The sequence below is a fragment of the Micromonospora sp. WMMC241 genome (assembly GCF_027460165.1).
GTDB classification, from domain to species: domain Bacteria; phylum Actinomycetota; class Actinomycetes; order Mycobacteriales; family Micromonosporaceae; genus Micromonospora; species Micromonospora humi.
Genome location: NZ_JAPZBF010000001.1, coordinates 1686920 through 1701879, shown reverse-complemented (window position 1 = coordinate 1701879; position 14960 = coordinate 1686920). Strand labels below are relative to the sequence as shown.

Here is a 14960-nt window from a genome sequence, read left to right as displayed (position 1 = left end):
CCGCCTGACAGGCTACGAACGAAACCCTATTCGGACCACTCCCCGCGCCGCACATCGCCCGGTGGCTCTGCTCACCGTGGCACCCGCCGGACGGCCGCGTGCCTGGGCGTCTCAGGAGGTGGGAGCCGGATTGGGCGGGCCGGACCCGGCGACGCGCGGCCGACCGGGCGGTGAAGGCGCGCTCACTGTCGGTGCAGCTTCCGACGAATCGCCCATTCCGCCGTCGGCGTCCGGCCCGGTGTCGGCCGGTGGCCGGGCCACGTCGCGCTGCTCGGGCAGCGGCGGGGTGAACACGCTCCGGTCCAACCGCATCACCTCCGGCGCCGGGTCCACCACCCGCACCCCCGGACGACCGGCGAGCGCGCGCAACGCGTCCGGGGCGCCGCGCACCACGGCGGCGTAGACGCAGGAGCACCCGCTCCGGTAACCGGCCGCCTCCCGCTCCGCGACCGACGCGTCGGTCTCGTACCGCCGTCGTAGCCCGGGATCGGCGGAGGCCGCCGGGGCGGCGGCGCGGGCCCGGTAGTCCGCGGCCTCCCGGTCCTTGCGCCCGGCCACCTCGACCATCCCGCCGACCACGTCGTCGGGCAGGCGCAGCGCGGCGATCCGGACGATCTCGGTCTGCCGGCCCGGCAGCGGCACCCGCGCGACCACCGCCGACACCGGCGTGCCGGCCAGCGTGGTCGCCACCCGGGCCGGCGTCAGGTAGGCCCCGAACGAGACCAGGGCGTAGCCGTCCGGCACGTCGAGCCGGGCCAACTCGTCGCCGGCGGCCCGCAGGTACGCCGGGACGGACGCGCCGTCGGCCACGCCGACGCGGGTCACCTCGCCGACCGTGCGGTCCCCCACCGGCCGGTCCCGCCGCTGCGCCACCGCGACCACCAGCACCAGCAACGCGCACCCGAGCGCGAGCCAGCTCAGCACGGCGGAACGGGAGCGGCGCGGCGGCGCGGCGTCGTCGTCGCTCACGGTCAGTCGCGCAGGATCTCCAGCGCCCGGGCCAGGTCGTCCGGATAGTCGCTGACGAACGTGACCTCCTCGCCGGTGCGCGGGTGCCGGAAGCTCAGCGACCGGGCGTGCAGCCACTGCCGGGACAGCCCGAGCCGGGCCGAGAGGGTCGGGTCGGCGCCGTAGGTCAGGTCGCCCACACAGGGGTGCCGCAGCGTCGAGAGGTGCACCCGGATCTGGTGCGTCCGCCCGGTCTCCAGCCGCACGTCGAGGAGGCTGGCCGAGGGGAACGCCTCCATCGTGTCGTAGTGGGTCACGCTCGGCTTGCCGCCGGAGACCACCGCCCAGCGGTAGTCGTGGTGCGGGTGCCTGTCGATCGGCGCGTCGATGGTGCCGCGCAGCGGATCCGGGTGACCCTGCACCACGGCGTGGTAGCGCTTCTCCACCTCGCGTTCCTTGAACGCCCGCTTCAACGCGGTGTAGGCCAGCTCGCTCTTGGCCACCGCCATGATCCCGGTGGTGCCCACGTCGAGCCGGTGCACCACGCCCTGCCGCTCGGCGGCGCCGCTGGTGGAGATCCGGTGCCCGATGCCGGCCAGCCCGCCGATCACGGTCGGGCCGGTCCAGCCGGGGCTCGGGTGCGCCGCCACGCCGACCGGCTTGTCCACCACCACGATGTCGTCGTCGGCGTAGACCACGGTCAGGCCGGGCACGGCCTGCGGCACCACGGTCGGCGGGGCGGCCGGCGCGGGCAGCGTGACCTCCAGCCAGGCGCCGGCCTTGACCTTGTGCGAGTTGGCCCGGGCCACGCCGTCGACCAGCGCGTCGCCGGCGTCCACCAGCGCCGCCGCGGCGGTGCGGGACAGCCCGAACAGCCGGGACACCGCCTGGTCCAGCCGCATGCCGTCGAGGCCGTCCGGGACCGGCAGGGAGCGCTGGTCGCCGCCGGTGGCGTACGCGGCGGTCATGCGCGCTCCCGCTCGTCGGCCGGGGCGTCGACGGCGGCGGCCTCGGCGCGGGCCCGGGAGCCGTCGCGCTGCCGGCCGGTCAACTCCAGGAAGACCGCGAGCACCACGCCGCAGCACAGCGAGCTGTCGGCCAGGTTGAACACCGGGTAGTGCTCGCCGTACGGGCCGAACAGGCTGATCATGTCGACCACGTGGCCGACGAAGTGCCCGGGCGCCCGGAAGATCCGGTCGGTGAGGTTACCCAGCGCGCCGCCCAGCACCAGGCCCAGCGACACCGCCCAGGGCAGCGAGCGCAGCCGCAGCGCCATCCACCCGATCCAGCCGATCACCGCGAACGTGATCAGCGGGAAGATCCAGGTGTGGTCGGCGCCGATGCTCCAGGCGGCGCCGCTGTTGCGGGTGAGGGTGAAGTAGACGGCCCCGCCGAGCACCGACACCGGCTCCCGGCCGGGCAGCTCGGTGAGGGCGAGCTGCTTCGTGCCCAGGTCCGCCAGGAGCGAGACGAGGGAGATGCCGAGCAGCAGGCCGACCGCCCTGCGGCGGGGCGTGCCGGCGCCTGTCTCGGTGGTGCCGGACCCGGCGGGCGGTGCTGCGGTCATCTGCTCCCCATCGACGCTCGCGACGGTGGCGGTCACCGTCTGCCGTTCGGCCGCCGGGGAACGGACGTCAGCGCCGCTCCTCCAGCTGCTTGCAGCTCACGCAGAGGGTGGCCGACGGGAACGCGGCGAGCCGCTCCACCGGGATCGGGTTGCCGCACCGCTCGCACCAGCCGTAGCCACCCTCGTCGAGCCGCTCCAGCGCGCGCTCGACCTGCGTGATCCGCTCCTTGATGCTGTTGGCGAGTGAGATCTCCTGCTCGCGCTCGAACGTCTTGGTGCCGGTGTCGGCCTGGTCGTCCCCGGCCGAGTCGGTCAGCCGGTCGCGCTGCAGCTCGGTGATCTCGCTCAGCGTCTGATCGTACTCGGCGTTGAGCTCGTCCCGGCGGGCCGCCAGCGCGGCCCGGATCTTCTCGGTCTCCGCCGCGCTGCGGGTGGCCTTCGCCACCGGCTTGCGGCCGGCGGTCCTGGTGTCGGCTGGCTTCGCCATCGTCAGCTCCCTCAGCCGCGTGGCGCGGCGATAAACGGTACGTGGGCAGGGGGCAGCGGCGCGTCCCCCGCGAACGGAACGGGGCACGCGGCGACCTCGCCGCGCACTCCGGAGGTTGGCAAGAATACGGAACGTACAGGCGTCCGACAACGTGCCGCACCGTCGCTCCGAGTTTCCGCCCCGAACTGCCAGTAATCGGGGCAAAGGGAACGCTAGCAGATCAGCCGGTGCGGTCCTCGCCGTACTCCCCAAACCACCGGGCCAGGCGACCCCGCCTGCTCACCGCCCGCAGCCGGCGCTCCGCGGCGTCCCGCACCCCCGCCGTGGCGACGATGAGCAGGCTGTCCCCCACCTTCAGCCGGGTGTCCGGACCGGGCACGAAACCGACCCCGTCGCGCAGCACCAGCGTGACCGCGGCGCCCACCGGCAGCCGTAGCTCGTCCACGTGCACCCCGGCCAACCGGGAACCGGCCGGCACCTCCAGTTGGAGTAGGTCGGCCCGCATCCGCTCCAGCGGAGCGGTCTCCAGCAGGATCTCGCTCGCCTCGGCCGGCGCGGTCACCCCCAACCGGCGGGCCGCCGGGGCGAGCGTGCCGGCCTGGAGCAGCGTGAAGATCACCACCAGGACGAAGACCGCGTCGAAGAGCCGGTCCGCCCCCGGCACCCGCAGCGACAGCGGGATGGTGGCCAGCACGATCGGCACCGCGCCCCGCAACCCGGCCCAGGAGAGGAAGAGCTGCTCGCGCAACCCGACGCGGAACGGCAACGCGGAGACCGCCACCGACAGCGGCCGGGCGAACAGCAGCAGGGCCAGCCCGGTGATCACCGCCGGCAGCACCGCGGCGTCCAGCCGGCTCGGCGAGACGAGCAGGCCCAGCAGCACGAACAGGCCGATCTGGGCCAACCAGGCCAGCCCGTCGGCGAAACCGAGGATCGCCTGGCGGTGCGGGAGGCGGGAGTTGCCCAGCAGCACCCCGGCCACGTAGACCGCGAGGAAGCCCGAGGCGTGCAGCGCCGAGCCGGCCGCGTACGCCAGGACGGTGAAGCCGACCACCGCGATCGGGTAGAGCCCGGCCGACGGCAGCGCGGCGCTGCGCAGCGCGTACCGGCCGGCCAGGCCCGCGCCCACCCCGACCGCCGCGCCGACCCCCAACTCGTAACCGAGCAGCAGCACCTCGTACCACCAGGGATGGGCGGCCGCCACGCCGGCGCGGGACAGCAGCAGCACCAGCAGGACCACCGGGGCGTCGTTCATCCCGGACTCGGCCTCCAGCGTGGCCACCAGGCGCGGCGGCAGGCGCAGCCGGCGCAGGGTGGCGAAGACCGCGGCGGCGTCGGTGGAGGAGAGAACCGCGCCGTAGAGCAGCGCCAACCGCCAGTCCAGGCCGAGCAGCAGGTGCACCACCACGCCGACGACCGCGATGCTCACCACAACGCCCACCGTGGAGAGCACGGCGGACAGGCCGAGCACCGGCCGTAGCAGGCTCCACCGGGCGCTCAGCCCACCCTCGGCGATGATCACGATGAGCGCGCAGAAGCCGAGCACCCGGGTCAGCTCGACGTCGTCGAACTCGATGCCGAGGCCGGCCTCGCCGATGAGCACGCCGAGCGCCAGGTAGACCAGCAGGCTGGGCACGCCGAGCCGGGTGGAGAAGCGCACCGCGCCCACCGCGACCAGCAACACGGCGGCGCCCACCAGCAGCGCGAGGTTCAGCCCCGGGGTCATCGCCGACCGGCCCGCCGGTCGGTCACCCGGCGCTGCCGTCGCGCAGCCGGCGCAGCGCCTCGGGCAGCCCGTCGGCCGGACGCTCGACCAGGAACAGCTTGTCGCGGCTGGCCGCGCCGGAGCGCAGCGACACCGCTGCCGGCCGGACGCCGAGCGCGTCGGCCAACGCCCGCCGGGCCGCCTCGGTGGCCCGACCGTCCACCGCCGGCGCGTGCACGGCGACCACCAGGGCGGGACCGTACGGCCCGTCGAACCGGCCGCCGACCCGGGTACGGGACGCGCCGGGCTTCACGCGCACCGCGACGGTGAGCGGGGTGGCCGCGATCGTCATGGTCAGCGGGGCCGGGCGTCGGCGAGCAGGGTGGTGGCGGCCGCGCAGTGGGCGCACGGCGTGAAACCGAGCCCGACCGCCTCGGCCACCGGCAACGGCTCGTCCGGCCGGCCCACCAGGTGCGGGCAGTCGTCCAGGTGGAAGCGGGGGTGGCCGTCGATCACCCGGACCTCGTCGGAGAGTCGCGCCAACCGGGCCACCTGCCCGGCGGAGAGGAACTCGGCCGGCGGGTCACCGTCGAACGGGCCGTCCGGCGCCGGCGAGGTGGGCACCGGCTCGGCCACCGGCGAGTACGCGCCGCCGCGCGGCGTGTCCGGCTCGAACGGCTCGGCCACCGGCGAGTACGCGGCGGCTGCCGCGTCGTACGGCTCGGCCACCGGTGACCCGGGCGGTTGCCGCCACCCGGGTCCACCGGCGCCGACCGTGGACGTGTGGTGCGGGACCGGACTGACCGGCTCGTCCGCGGACGGGCCGGTGGGTGCGGTCCGGAGACGCGGTCCGGCTTCCCGACCCGCCGCGGCCCGGTTCGCGGCCGCCTGGCGGGCGAACGCGATGAAGGCGACGGCGGACAGCAGGCTGGCCGCGATCGAGACGATCAGCAACGAGCTGGACCCACCGGCCAGCCCGACCACCAGCAGCACGACCGCGACGAGGATGAGCAGGACGCTGGCGGCTATCACGGCTCACCCCCGGCCGCGTCGTGTCGGTCTGGTGCGGTCGGTGGCCGCCGCGGGGACGGCCACCGACATGGCTCAGCGGCCGGACTCGAGCGAGCCGCCGCGGCCCCCGCCGAAGGAACCGGCGAGACCGGCGGTGGCGAGGCCGTTGCTGCCGCCGGCGGCACGGTTGCCCTCGCGGTTCATCTCGACCTCGATGCCCTGGCCGCGACCGTCGAGGTCACGCAGCTGGCTCTCCAGGTAGGCCTTGAGGCGGGTGCGGTACTCGCGCTCGAACTGCTTGAGCTCCTCGATGTGCTTCGACAGCGCGGTGCGCTTGGCGTCCAGGCCGCCCATGGCCTCCTGGTGCCGCTGGCGGGCGTCCCGCTCGAGGGCGTCGGCCTTGGCCCGCGCCTCGCGGGTGACCTCCTCGGCCTTGGACCGCGCCTCGGAGAGCAGGCTGTCGGCCTCGCGCCGGGCGTCGGAGACGTGGTCGTCGGCGGTGCGCTGGGCCATCATCAGCACGCGCAGCGCCTGCTGCTCGCCGTCACCGGTCACCCCCGCCGGGCCGCCCTGGGAGCGGACCTGCTCGAGCTCGGACTGCATCGCCCGGGCCGCCTGCTCGGCGGCCGCCTTGTCGCGCTGCACCCGGTCGAGCTGGGCCTTGACGTCGTTGAGCTCCGCCGCGAGCCGGGCGTCGCCGCCGGGGCCGGCGGGTGCGCCACCCCGACCGCCGCGCTCCACCTGGGCGCGCAGCTCGTTGTTCTCCTCGATCAGACGGGCCAGCTCACGCTCGACCTCGTCCAGGAAGGCGTCGACCTCCTCCTCGTCATACCCCCGCTTGCCGATCGGCGGCTTTTTGAAGGCGACGTTGTGGACGTCGGCCGGGGTCAGCGGCATCGAAACTCCTCGGGTCAGTTGCGGCCGCGAAAGCGCTCTGGTCAGGCGAACGCCACGATCAGGCGCTGTAACACGAACTCCATCAGCACGAACAGGATAACCAGGAGCACAAGGGAGGCCAGGTCGATGCTCACGGTACCAATTCGCAGTGGTGGGATCACACGCCTCAACGCGCGCAGGGGCGGATCAGTGACGCTCCACACGACTTCCAGTCCTGCCGATGCCCCCCGCCCCGGTTGCCACCGGCGACCGTAGGCCAGCACGGCCCCCAGCACAAATCGGGCTAAAAGGACGAGAAGGAAGAAGTAGAGCAGTAGATACAGCACCTGGAACAGGATCGACAACACGGCAGGCGACGTCCCTCGGTCGTGCGTGGTCAGCTCAGACTGAAAAAGCCGCCCTCAGCGATCTTGGCCTTGTCCTCCGCGGTGACCTGGACATTGGCCGGTGAGAGCAGGAACACCCGGTTGGTCACGCGCTCGATCGTACCGCGCAGGCCGAACGCGAGCCCGGCGGCGAAGTCGACCAGTCGGCGGGCATCCGCCTCGTCCATCTCGGTGAGGTTGATGATCACCGGCACCCCGTCCCGGAAGTGCTCGCCGATGGTCCGCGCCTCGCGGTAGGTGGTCGGGTGCAGCGTGGTGATCTGGTAACGCTGCTCGTCCTCCGGGGCCACCGCCCGCTCGCGCGGCGGGGCCTGCGGCGCCAGGGCGAGATTGTCGCGGGTGTGGTAGGTCAACGCGCCGGACGTCTCGCCGGTCGAGGACCGGGTGATCGACCGCACGCTGGAGCGCTCGGCGCGCTCGCTGCGCTCCGGGCGGTCCAGGCGCTCGACCTCCGAGCGGTCGGTGTCGACCGAGCGGCTCGTGGCGCGCTCGGACAGCCGACCCCGGTCGCCGGTTCGGGTCCGGGGCGCCGGCGGCTCCTCCGACTCCTCGTCGTCATCGTCGGCGAACTCCTCGGCGTACCGGCTCGACCGGTAGCGCGAGTCACGGTAGCCACCCTTGTCGTAGCCACCGTCCTCGTACGCCCGCTCGTCGTCCTCCTCGACGAGACCGAGCCAGACCCCCGCCTTGCGCAGTGCACCCATCCCCGCGCCCTTCCGTCCGCCATGCGGCACGCGCCCCCGTGCCGTGTCGCTTGATCACGAGTGGACGATCATGCCCACCGGACCGGATCGGCAATCCCCTGGCGCGCGGTTCGCGGCCCGCCCGCCACGGCCCCCGGCTACGGGAACGCCGTCCTGAACAACACTGATGTAATTTGCTTCCGTCGCGGCCAGGCTACCCCAGCGTGGGGCGCATTCCGAGCAACGCGCTGCCGACGCGGACATGTGTCGCGCCGTGAGCGATCGCGCTCTCCAGGTCGCCGCTCATCCCCGCCGACAACGCCGTCGCGCCCGGATGATCCGCCCGCAGCCGCGCCGCGACCTCGGCCAACCGGGCGAACGCCCGGTCCGGCTCCCAGCCCAGCGGGGCGACCGCCATCAGGCCGGCCAGTCGCAGCCCCGCCGCGCCGGCGACCGCCTCGGCCACCGGGGCGAGGCCCCGCTGCGCGTCGGCCACGCCCGGCAGCGCCCCGCCCCGGGCCGGGTCACCGTCGATGCTGACCTGCACCAGCACGTCCAACGGCCGGTCCCGGACGTCGGACGCGGCGGCGTCCAGGGCGGCGGCCAGCCGGACGCTGTCCACCGACTGCACCACGTCGGCGTACCGGACGACCGAGCGGGCCTTGTTGCGCTGCAGCTGGCCGATGAAGTGCCAGCGCGGGGCCACCCCCGCGCCGGCCACCTCCGCCGCCTTGGGTGCCGCCTCCTGGTCGCGGTTCTCCCCCACGTCGGTGACCCCGAGCCCGGCCAGCGCGACCACGTCGACGGCCGGGTAGGTCTTGGTCACCGCGACCAGGGTGACCCCGCCGGGGTCCCGGCCGGCGGCCGCGCAGGCGTCGGCGACCCGGGCCCGCACCCGGGCCAGGCCGGCCGCCAGCTCGGCGCGACGCTCGGGTCGCACCGCGGTGGGCGAGTCAGTCATCGGCGCGGCTCAGGACCCGTTCTTGAGGAAGTCGGGCACGTCGACGTCGTCGAAGAGCACCCGGCGCGACGGCTGCTGCGGGGCCGGCATGGTGGCCGGCGGGCTCACCGGCGCGCTCGGCTGGGTGGGCGGGTTCTGGTTGCTCTTGCGCGGCGGCTCGACCGCCTTGTAGGCCGGCGTACCACCGTCGAAGCCGGCCGCGATCACGGTCACCCGCACCTCGTCGCCGAGCGCGTCGTCGATGACCGCACCGAAGATGATGTTGGCATCCGGGTGGGCCGCGTCGGTGACCAGCTGCGCCGCGTCGTTGATCTCGAACAGGCCGAGGTCCGAGCCGCCGGCGATGGAGAGCAGCACGCCGCGCGCGCCGTCCATGCTCTGCTCCAGCAGCGGGCTGGAGATGGCCGCCTCGGCCGCCTCGACCGCGCGGTTCTCGCCGCGGGCGCTGCCGATGCCCATCAGCGCGCTGCCGGCGCCGCTCATCACGCTCTTCACGTCGGCGAAGTCCAGGTTGATCAGGCCCGGCGTGGTGATCAGGTCGGTGATGCCCTGGACACCGGAGAGGAGCACCTGGTCCGCGGTGCGGAAGGCGTCCATCATCGAGATGTTGCGGTCGCCGAGGGCGAGCAGCCGGTCGTTCGGGATCACGATGAGGGTGTCGCACTGGTTGCGCAGTTCCTCGATGCCCGCCTCGGCCTGCACCTGCCGGCGCTTGCCCTCGAACGAGAACGGCCGGGTGACCACACCGATGGTCAGCGCGCCGAGCTTGCGCGCGATGTTCGCCACCACCGGCGCTCCGCCGGTGCCGGTGCCGCCGCCCTCGCCGCAGGTGACGAAGACCATGTCGGCGCCCTTGAGCACCTCCTCGATCTCGTCGCGGTGGTCCTCGGCGGCGTTCTTGCCGACGTCCGGGTTGGCGCCGGCGCCCAGCCCGCGGGTCAGCTCCCGGCCCACGTCCAGCTTGACGTCGGCGTCGCTCATCAGCAGCGCCTGCGCGTCGGTGTTGATCGCGATGAACTCGACGCCCTTGAGCCCAACCTCGATCATCCGGTTGACGGCGTTCACGCCGCCGCCCCCGATGCCGACGACCTTGATGACCGCCAGGTAGTTGTGCGGAGGTGTCATCTCCGGTCCTTTCCCTTCGAGATTGGCATGGGCCGACCCCACACGGCTTGGCCGGACCAGAGGAGAACCCTCACCCTCTACTAGAGGCTTAGAGTTATGTCAACCACTGATCTCTTCGGGGCAACGTATGCGCCGCCGCGCCAGGAGCCAAGGACCCACTCCGGCGTGTCGCCGTCCGAGCGGCCGGCGACACACCAGCCGCTCGCTGACTCACCGGTCACTGGAACGTGACCACGTCCGGCGCGCTGACGTCGATCCGGTCGGCCTTGCGCGGCAGCAGGGCGGTGGCCACCGAGGACTTGTCCGGGCTGCGCGAGGCGTCGCCCCAGAAGACCTGCCGCTCCCCACGCAGCACCACCGTGATCCGGGCCAGCCCGGCCACGTCCACCGCGACCAGCTCGGCCCGCAGCTTCGCGCCGAGCGCGGCGAGCACCGTCAGCCCGGCCCGGGTGCCCGGGTCGTCCGGGCCCGGCGCGGCCACCCGGACGAGCGGCAGCCCCTCGGGCGCGGTGTCCGCGCGCTGGAAGACCACGCCGGCCGCGTCGACGACGGCGAACCGCCCGCCCTGCGGCACCGCCGCCACCGGCACCCGCTCGACCACCGTGACGACGAGCGCGCCCGGCCAGTCCCGCTCCACCGTGGCCCGGGCCACCGGCGGCAGCGCGCCGACCCGGCGGGCGGTCGCGGCCAGGTCCACCCGGGCCAGCGGCGTGTCGTCCGGCACCGCCGCCGCGTCCCGGATCTCCACCGGCGTGACCAGCCGCGCGCCGACCACCCGCACCTCACGGACGCCGAACAGGCCGGTGCCCAGCACCGTCCAGGCGACCAGCGCGGCGACCGTGACCACCGCCGCGGCGACCGCCCAGGGCAACGCCGCCCGCATCCGCCGCTGCCGGGCCCGAGCCATGAAGCGGCGGGTCGACGGCGGCACCGCGTCCGCGCCGGCCCGCACCAGCTGCCAGCGCCGGACCGGGCTGCGCCGCCCCGCCCCGCCGTCCTGGCCGGGGGTACGACCGCGGGCCGGCCCGGGGCTCATCCGGCGGTGGTCGCCGCGCCGTCCGGGCCGACGCCGGCGCCCAGGGCGGTGGCGCCACCGGCACGGGCCAGCAGCGCGTCCAGCAACTGGTCACCCATCAGCGAGATCGGCGGGGCGCCCATGGTCACCACCACGTCGCCGGCGCGGGCCCGGCGCGCGACCTCGGCCGGCACGTCGTCCCACGCGTCGACGAAGACCTTCCGCTCCGCCGGCAGCGGCACCGCCTCGATCAGCGCGGCCGACCCCTCGCCGGGCTTGCGCAGCTCGCCGGGGCCGAAGACCTCCAGCAGGACCAGCTCGTCGGCGATGCCGAGCGCGGCGGCGATCTCCGCCTGCAGGTCCCGGGTGCGGTAGAGCCGGTAGGGCTGGAAGACCACGATCAGCCGGCCGTCCCCGGCCACCTCCCGCAGCGTCTGCAGCGCCAGCGTCATCGAGGTCGGGTGGTAGGCGTACTCGTCGTAGACCAGCACGCCGTCCGCGACGCCCTTGCGCTCGAAGCGCCGGCGCACGCCGGGGAACGCGCCGAGCGCGGCCTCCGCCGCCGCCACCGGCAGCTCCAGCAGGTACGCGGCGAGCACCGCGGCGGCGCTGTTGAGCGCCATGTGCCGGCCCGGGACCGGCAGCCGGATCTCGCCCAGCGACCGGCCCTCGACCTCGGCCAGGTAGCGCACGCCCTGCGCCGACGAGGTCACGTCGCTCATCCGCAGGTCCGCGTCGGCGGACTCGCCGTACGTCCACACCCGACGGCCCTCGGCCCGCAGCGTCTCGGCCAGCCGCCGCCCACCCGCGTCGTCGGCGCAGGTGACCACGAAACCGTCCGGGTCGGTGAGCCGGGCGAACTCGGCGAACGCCGCCTCCAGGGTGGCCAGGTCGCCGTAGGTGTTGAGGTGGTCCGCCTCGACGTTCGTGATGATCGACAGGTACGGGCGGTAGATGAGGAACGAGCGGTCGCTCTCGTCCGCCTCGACCACGAAGTGCTCACCGGTGCCGTGGTGCGCGCCGGAGCCGACCTCGGAGATTTCCCCGCCGATGACGAAGGACGGATCGGCGCCGGCCTGCTGGAGCACCATGGTGACCATCGACGTGGTGGACGTCTTGCCGTGCGTACCGGCCACCGCCACCGTGCGGCGGCCGGTCATCGCGGCCGCCAGCGCCTCGGAGCGGTGCAGCACCCGCAGGCCCCGCCGGCGCGCCTCGACCATCTCCAGGTGGTCCTGCGGGATGGCGGTGGAGTAGACGACCGTGTCCACGCCGTCGAGGTTCGCCGCCTCGTGGCTCATGTGGATCGTCCCGCCCAGCGCCCGCAGGCCGGCCAGGGACGGCCACTCCCGCAGCTCGCTGCCGGAGACCGGCAGGCCGCGGGTGAGGAAGAGCCGGGCCAGCCCGGCCATCCCGACCCCGCCCACCCCGATCAGGTGGATCCGGCCCAGGTCCTCCGCGGTCGTCGTGCCGGCGGGCGTGAACTGCGCGGTGTTCATGAGGGGTACCTTCCCGTCGCGGCGACGCCCATTACCGGCTCACCGCCTCGTAGACGAAGTTCAGCAGGGCCACGTCGCCGTCGCGGCGGCCGTAGCCGGCCGCGGCGTGACTCATCGCCCAGAGCCGCTGCGGGTCCCGGATCAGCGGGATCACCGTGTGCTCCACCCAGGCCGGGGTCACCTCGGCGTCGTCGACGAGCAGCCCGCCGCCGGCCTCCACCACGGGCAGCGCGTTGCGCTTCTGCTCCTGGTTGCTGTGCGGGTAGGGCACGTAGACCGTGGGCAGGCCGATCGCGGCCACCTCGGCGCAGGTCATCGCGCCGCCGCGGCCCAGCATCAGGTCGGCCGCCGCGTAGCCCAGCTCCATCTCGGACAGGTAGGGCAGGGTCACGTACGGCACCGGCAGGTCGGTGGGGACCGAGACCGGCTCGTTGCGGGCGCCGATCACGTGCAGCACCTGCACGCCGTTGCGGGCCAGTTCCTTGGCGGCGCCGGAGACGGCCAGGTTGATCGAGCGGGCGCCCTGCGAGCCGCCGGCCACGAAGAGCACCGGCAGGTCGGGGCGGAGCCCGAAGTGCGCCCGGGCGGCGTCGCGCAGGGCCGCGCGGTCCAGCCCGGCGATGCCCCGGCGCAGCGGCACCCCGACCACCCGGGCGTCACGCAGCGCCTCGGCCTGCGCCGGCTGGTGCGGGAAGCCCACCGCGACGTTCTTGGTGAACTTCATGCCGAGCCGGTTGGCCACCCCCGGCGGCACGTTCACCTCGTGGATGACGATCGGCAGGTCGCGGCGCCACGCGGCCAGGTAGCCGGGCACCGAGACGTACCCGCCGAAGCCGACCACGGCGTCGGCCTGGACCTCGTCGATCACCTTGCCCGCCGCGCGGGCCGCCTTCCACATCCGGTCCGGGGTGCGCACCAGGCCCATGTTGACCGACCGGGGCAGCTGGTAGGCCGGGATCTGCCGCAGGTCGTAGCCGGCCGGCGGGATCAGCTCGTTCTCCAGCCCTTTCGGTGTGCCCAGGCAGGTGATGCGGACGCTCGGGTCGTGTCGGCGCAGGCAGTCGGCGAAGGCGAGCAGCGGGTAGATGTGCCCGCCCGTACCCCCTCCGCAGAGCACCACCGAACGCAGCGGACCCATCAGCGTCTCCTCTCGCTCGCCGAGCCGGCACGCGTCCGGTCGGACCGGACGCCGCGGGCCGCGGCCTGATCGTCCTGCCGACGCTGGCGGGACCGGGGCACGGGACCTCGGTCCGCCGGGGGCGACGCCGGTCGGCGTCGCCGGCCGGGAAGCGGCGGCAACGGGGCCCACACTAGTCGGACCCATCGGGCCGGCGGACGGGCGTGCAGGGCCCGGGCCGCGTCCGGCTCGGCGCGGGCGAAGGAGGCGAGCATGCCGATCGCGGCAAGCGTCACCACCAGGGCGCTGCCACCGTCGGAGATGAACGGCAGCGGTACGCCGGTGAGCGGCAGCAGCCCGGTCACGCCGCCGATGTTGATGACGGCCTGACCGACCAGCCAGGCGGTCACGCCGGCCGCGGCGAGACGGCGGAACGGGTCCTCCACCCGACGGGCGATCCGCATGCCGGTGTAGGCGAGGACGGCGAAGAGCACCAGGATGACGGTGCAGCCCACCACGCCCAACTCCTCGGCGACGATGGCGAAGATGAAGTCGTTGTGCGCCTCGGGCAGCCAGCCGTACTTGAAGCTGCTCTGGCCCAGCCCGACGCCGAACCAGCCGCCGTTGCCGATCGCATAGCGGGCCTGGATGAGCTGGTAGCAGTTCTCCAACTGCTGATCGAAGCAGGTCTGCGGCGACGGCGGGTCGAGCCACATGGTCAGCCGGCCGAGCCGGTAGTTGTCGGCGTCGCGGGAGCCGGAGCCGGCGCCGAGTGAGGCCACCGCGACCAGCAGGCCGACGCCGACCAGGCCGACCGCGGAGAGCGAGGCGAACACCCGACCCCGCACGCCGGCCGCCCAGAGCAGCCCGACCACCAGCGCCAGCAGGCACAGCATGCTGCCCAGGTCGTTGTAGCCGACCAGGACGAAGAGCAGGCCGACCACCGGGAACAGCGGCGTGGCCAGCTCGCGCCACCAGCCCAGCGCGGCGCCCTTGCGGGCCAGCACGTGCGCGCCCCACAGCACCAGCGCGAACTTGGCCACCTCGGCCGGTTGGAGCGAGATCGGCCCGAGGGAGAGCGAGAGGAGTGCGCCCTTCAACGGCCCGATGGACGCCACCCCGAACAGCGATTCCAGCGCGACCAGCAGGTTGAGCAGGAGCAGCAGCACCACCGCCACGCCGAGCGCGGGACGGCTCACCGCCCGGAAGGTGCGCGCGGGCAGCCGCTGGCAGGCCCAGAACGCGCCCACGCCGATCACCGCGAACACGGCCTGCTTGACCAGCGAGGCCGCCGCGTCGTCCTCCAGCACGTAGTCGCGCACGCTGGTCGCGGAGAAGACCATGGTGAGGCCGATCAGCAGCAGCAGGCCGGCGCTGGAGAGCAGCAGGTAGTACGAGGCCAGCGGCCGGGCCAGCAGGCCGCGCAGCGCGGCCAGGCCGCCGGCCGGGTCCCACCGGGTCGCGTCGGCCGGCGGATCGCCCGGCGGCGTGGCCGCGGGCGCACGACGGGCCGGCGGGTCGCTGGTGACCTGGATGTCTCGTCCCTCCCCCACCCGCTC

General features: G+C 74.3%; 16 protein-coding genes. All 16 read right to left on the bottom strand.

Going from position 1 to position 14960, the window contains the following annotated elements:
- Positions 1-111: 111 nt before the first annotated feature.
- On the bottom strand, positions 112-969 hold the full coding sequence (locus O7598_RS08190; RefSeq protein WP_269690733.1) for a hypothetical protein: 858 nt from the start codon (positions 967-969) through the stop codon (positions 112-114).
- 2 nt (positions 970-971) lie between these two features.
- Complete coding sequence (locus O7598_RS08185) at positions 972-1916, bottom strand: RluA family pseudouridine synthase (protein ID WP_269690732.1); 945 nt, start codon at positions 1914-1916, stop codon at positions 972-974.
- Entirely contained in the window at positions 1913-2515 is a 603-nt protein-coding gene (gene lspA / locus O7598_RS08180; RefSeq protein ID WP_269690731.1) for a signal peptidase II, read from the bottom strand. Before lspA ends, O7598_RS08185 begins: the two co-directional genes overlap by 4 nt.
- Positions 2516-2582: 67 nt before the next feature.
- Positions 2583-3002 (bottom strand): TraR/DksA family transcriptional regulator, encoded by a 420-nt coding sequence (locus tag O7598_RS08175; protein WP_091268039.1) that lies wholly within the window; start codon positions 3000-3002, stop codon positions 2583-2585.
- 220 nt (positions 3003-3222) lie between these two features.
- Positions 3223-4728 (bottom strand): potassium/proton antiporter, encoded by a 1506-nt coding sequence (locus O7598_RS08170; protein WP_269690730.1) that lies wholly within the window; start codon positions 4726-4728, stop codon positions 3223-3225.
- A 22-nt stretch (positions 4729-4750) separates the two neighbouring features.
- Positions 4751-5059 carry a DUF167 domain-containing protein gene (locus O7598_RS08165; RefSeq protein ID WP_269690729.1) on the bottom strand — a complete coding sequence of 103 codons (309 nt, stop codon included), beginning with the start codon at positions 5057-5059 and terminating at the stop codon, positions 4751-4753.
- A 2-nt stretch (positions 5060-5061) separates the two neighbouring features.
- Positions 5062-5739 carry a hypothetical protein gene (locus O7598_RS08160; RefSeq protein WP_269690728.1) on the bottom strand — a complete coding sequence of 226 codons (678 nt, stop codon included), beginning with the start codon at positions 5737-5739 and terminating at the stop codon, positions 5062-5064.
- 72 nt (positions 5740-5811) lie between these two features.
- A complete protein-coding gene (locus O7598_RS08155; RefSeq protein ID WP_091059631.1) occupies positions 5812-6615 on the bottom strand; it encodes a DivIVA domain-containing protein in 804 nt (267 codons plus the stop codon).
- 41 nt (positions 6616-6656) lie between these two features.
- The gene (locus O7598_RS08150; RefSeq protein WP_091059628.1) at positions 6657-6962 is read right to left on the bottom strand and encodes a YggT family protein; all 306 of its coding nucleotides are present in this window, start codon (positions 6960-6962) and stop codon (positions 6657-6659) included.
- A gap of 29 nt (positions 6963-6991) precedes the next feature.
- The gene (locus O7598_RS08145; RefSeq protein ID WP_269690727.1) at positions 6992-7705 is read right to left on the bottom strand and encodes a cell division protein SepF; all 714 of its coding nucleotides are present in this window, start codon (positions 7703-7705) and stop codon (positions 6992-6994) included.
- A 193-nt stretch (positions 7706-7898) separates the two neighbouring features.
- Positions 7899-8645 carry a YggS family pyridoxal phosphate-dependent enzyme gene (locus O7598_RS08140; RefSeq protein WP_269690726.1) on the bottom strand — a complete coding sequence of 249 codons (747 nt, stop codon included), beginning with the start codon at positions 8643-8645 and terminating at the stop codon, positions 7899-7901.
- A gap of 9 nt (positions 8646-8654) precedes the next feature.
- Positions 8655-9770: a cell division protein FtsZ gene (ftsZ, locus tag O7598_RS08135; RefSeq protein WP_269690725.1), complete on the bottom strand. Its 1116-nt coding sequence runs from the start codon at positions 9768-9770 to the stop codon at positions 8655-8657.
- Positions 9771-9987: 217 nt separating this feature from the next.
- The gene (locus O7598_RS08130) at positions 9988-10806 is read right to left on the bottom strand and encodes a cell division protein FtsQ/DivIB (protein ID WP_269690724.1); all 819 of its coding nucleotides are present in this window, start codon (positions 10804-10806) and stop codon (positions 9988-9990) included.
- The gene (murC, locus tag O7598_RS08125) at positions 10803-12284 is read right to left on the bottom strand and encodes a UDP-N-acetylmuramate--L-alanine ligase (protein ID WP_269690723.1); all 1482 of its coding nucleotides are present in this window, start codon (positions 12282-12284) and stop codon (positions 10803-10805) included. Before murC ends, O7598_RS08130 begins: the two co-directional genes overlap by 4 nt.
- Before the next feature lie 31 nt (positions 12285-12315).
- The gene (murG, locus tag O7598_RS08120) at positions 12316-13422 is read right to left on the bottom strand and encodes an undecaprenyldiphospho-muramoylpentapeptide beta-N-acetylglucosaminyltransferase (protein WP_269690722.1); all 1107 of its coding nucleotides are present in this window, start codon (positions 13420-13422) and stop codon (positions 12316-12318) included.
- Positions 13422-14837, bottom strand: a complete 1416-nt coding sequence (locus O7598_RS08115; RefSeq protein ID WP_269694794.1) for an FtsW/RodA/SpoVE family cell cycle protein — start codon at positions 14835-14837, stop codon at positions 13422-13424. Before O7598_RS08115 ends, murG begins: the two co-directional genes overlap by 1 nt.
- Positions 14838-14960: the final 123 nt, after the last annotated feature.

Bases quoted from the DNA above. Each gene is read 5' to 3' on its own strand.
- O7598_RS08170 (WP_269690730.1), bottom strand. From the start codon at position 4,728: ATGACCCCGGGGCTGAACCTCGCGCTGCTGGTGGGCGCCGCCGTGTTG.
- O7598_RS08185 (WP_269690732.1), bottom strand. From the start codon at position 1,916: ATGACCGCCGCGTACGCCACCGGCGGCGACCAGCGCTCCCTGCCGGTC.
- O7598_RS08145 (WP_269690727.1), bottom strand. From the start codon at position 7,705: ATGGGTGCACTGCGCAAGGCGGGGGTCTGGCTCGGTCTCGTCGAGGAG.
- O7598_RS08140 (WP_269690726.1), bottom strand. From the start codon at position 8,645: ATGACTGACTCGCCCACCGCGGTGCGACCCGAGCGTCGCGCCGAGCTG.
- lspA (WP_269690731.1), bottom strand. From the start codon at position 2,515: ATGACCGCAGCACCGCCCGCCGGGTCCGGCACCACCGAGACAGGCGCC.
- O7598_RS08175 (WP_091268039.1), bottom strand. From the start codon at position 3,002: ATGGCGAAGCCAGCCGACACCAGGACCGCCGGCCGCAAGCCGGTGGCG.
- ftsZ (WP_269690725.1), bottom strand. From the start codon at position 9,770: ATGACACCTCCGCACAACTACCTGGCGGTCATCAAGGTCGTCGGCATC.
- O7598_RS08165 (WP_269690729.1), bottom strand. From the start codon at position 5,059: ATGACGATCGCGGCCACCCCGCTCACCGTCGCGGTGCGCGTGAAGCCC.
- O7598_RS08155 (WP_091059631.1), bottom strand. From the start codon at position 6,615: ATGCCGCTGACCCCGGCCGACGTCCACAACGTCGCCTTCAAAAAGCCG.
- murG (WP_269690722.1), bottom strand. From the start codon at position 13,422: ATGGGTCCGCTGCGTTCGGTGGTGCTCTGCGGAGGGGGTACGGGCGGG.
- murC (WP_269690723.1), bottom strand. From the start codon at position 12,284: ATGAACACCGCGCAGTTCACGCCCGCCGGCACGACGACCGCGGAGGAC.
- O7598_RS08130 (WP_269690724.1), bottom strand. From the start codon at position 10,806: ATGAGCCCCGGGCCGGCCCGCGGTCGTACCCCCGGCCAGGACGGCGGG.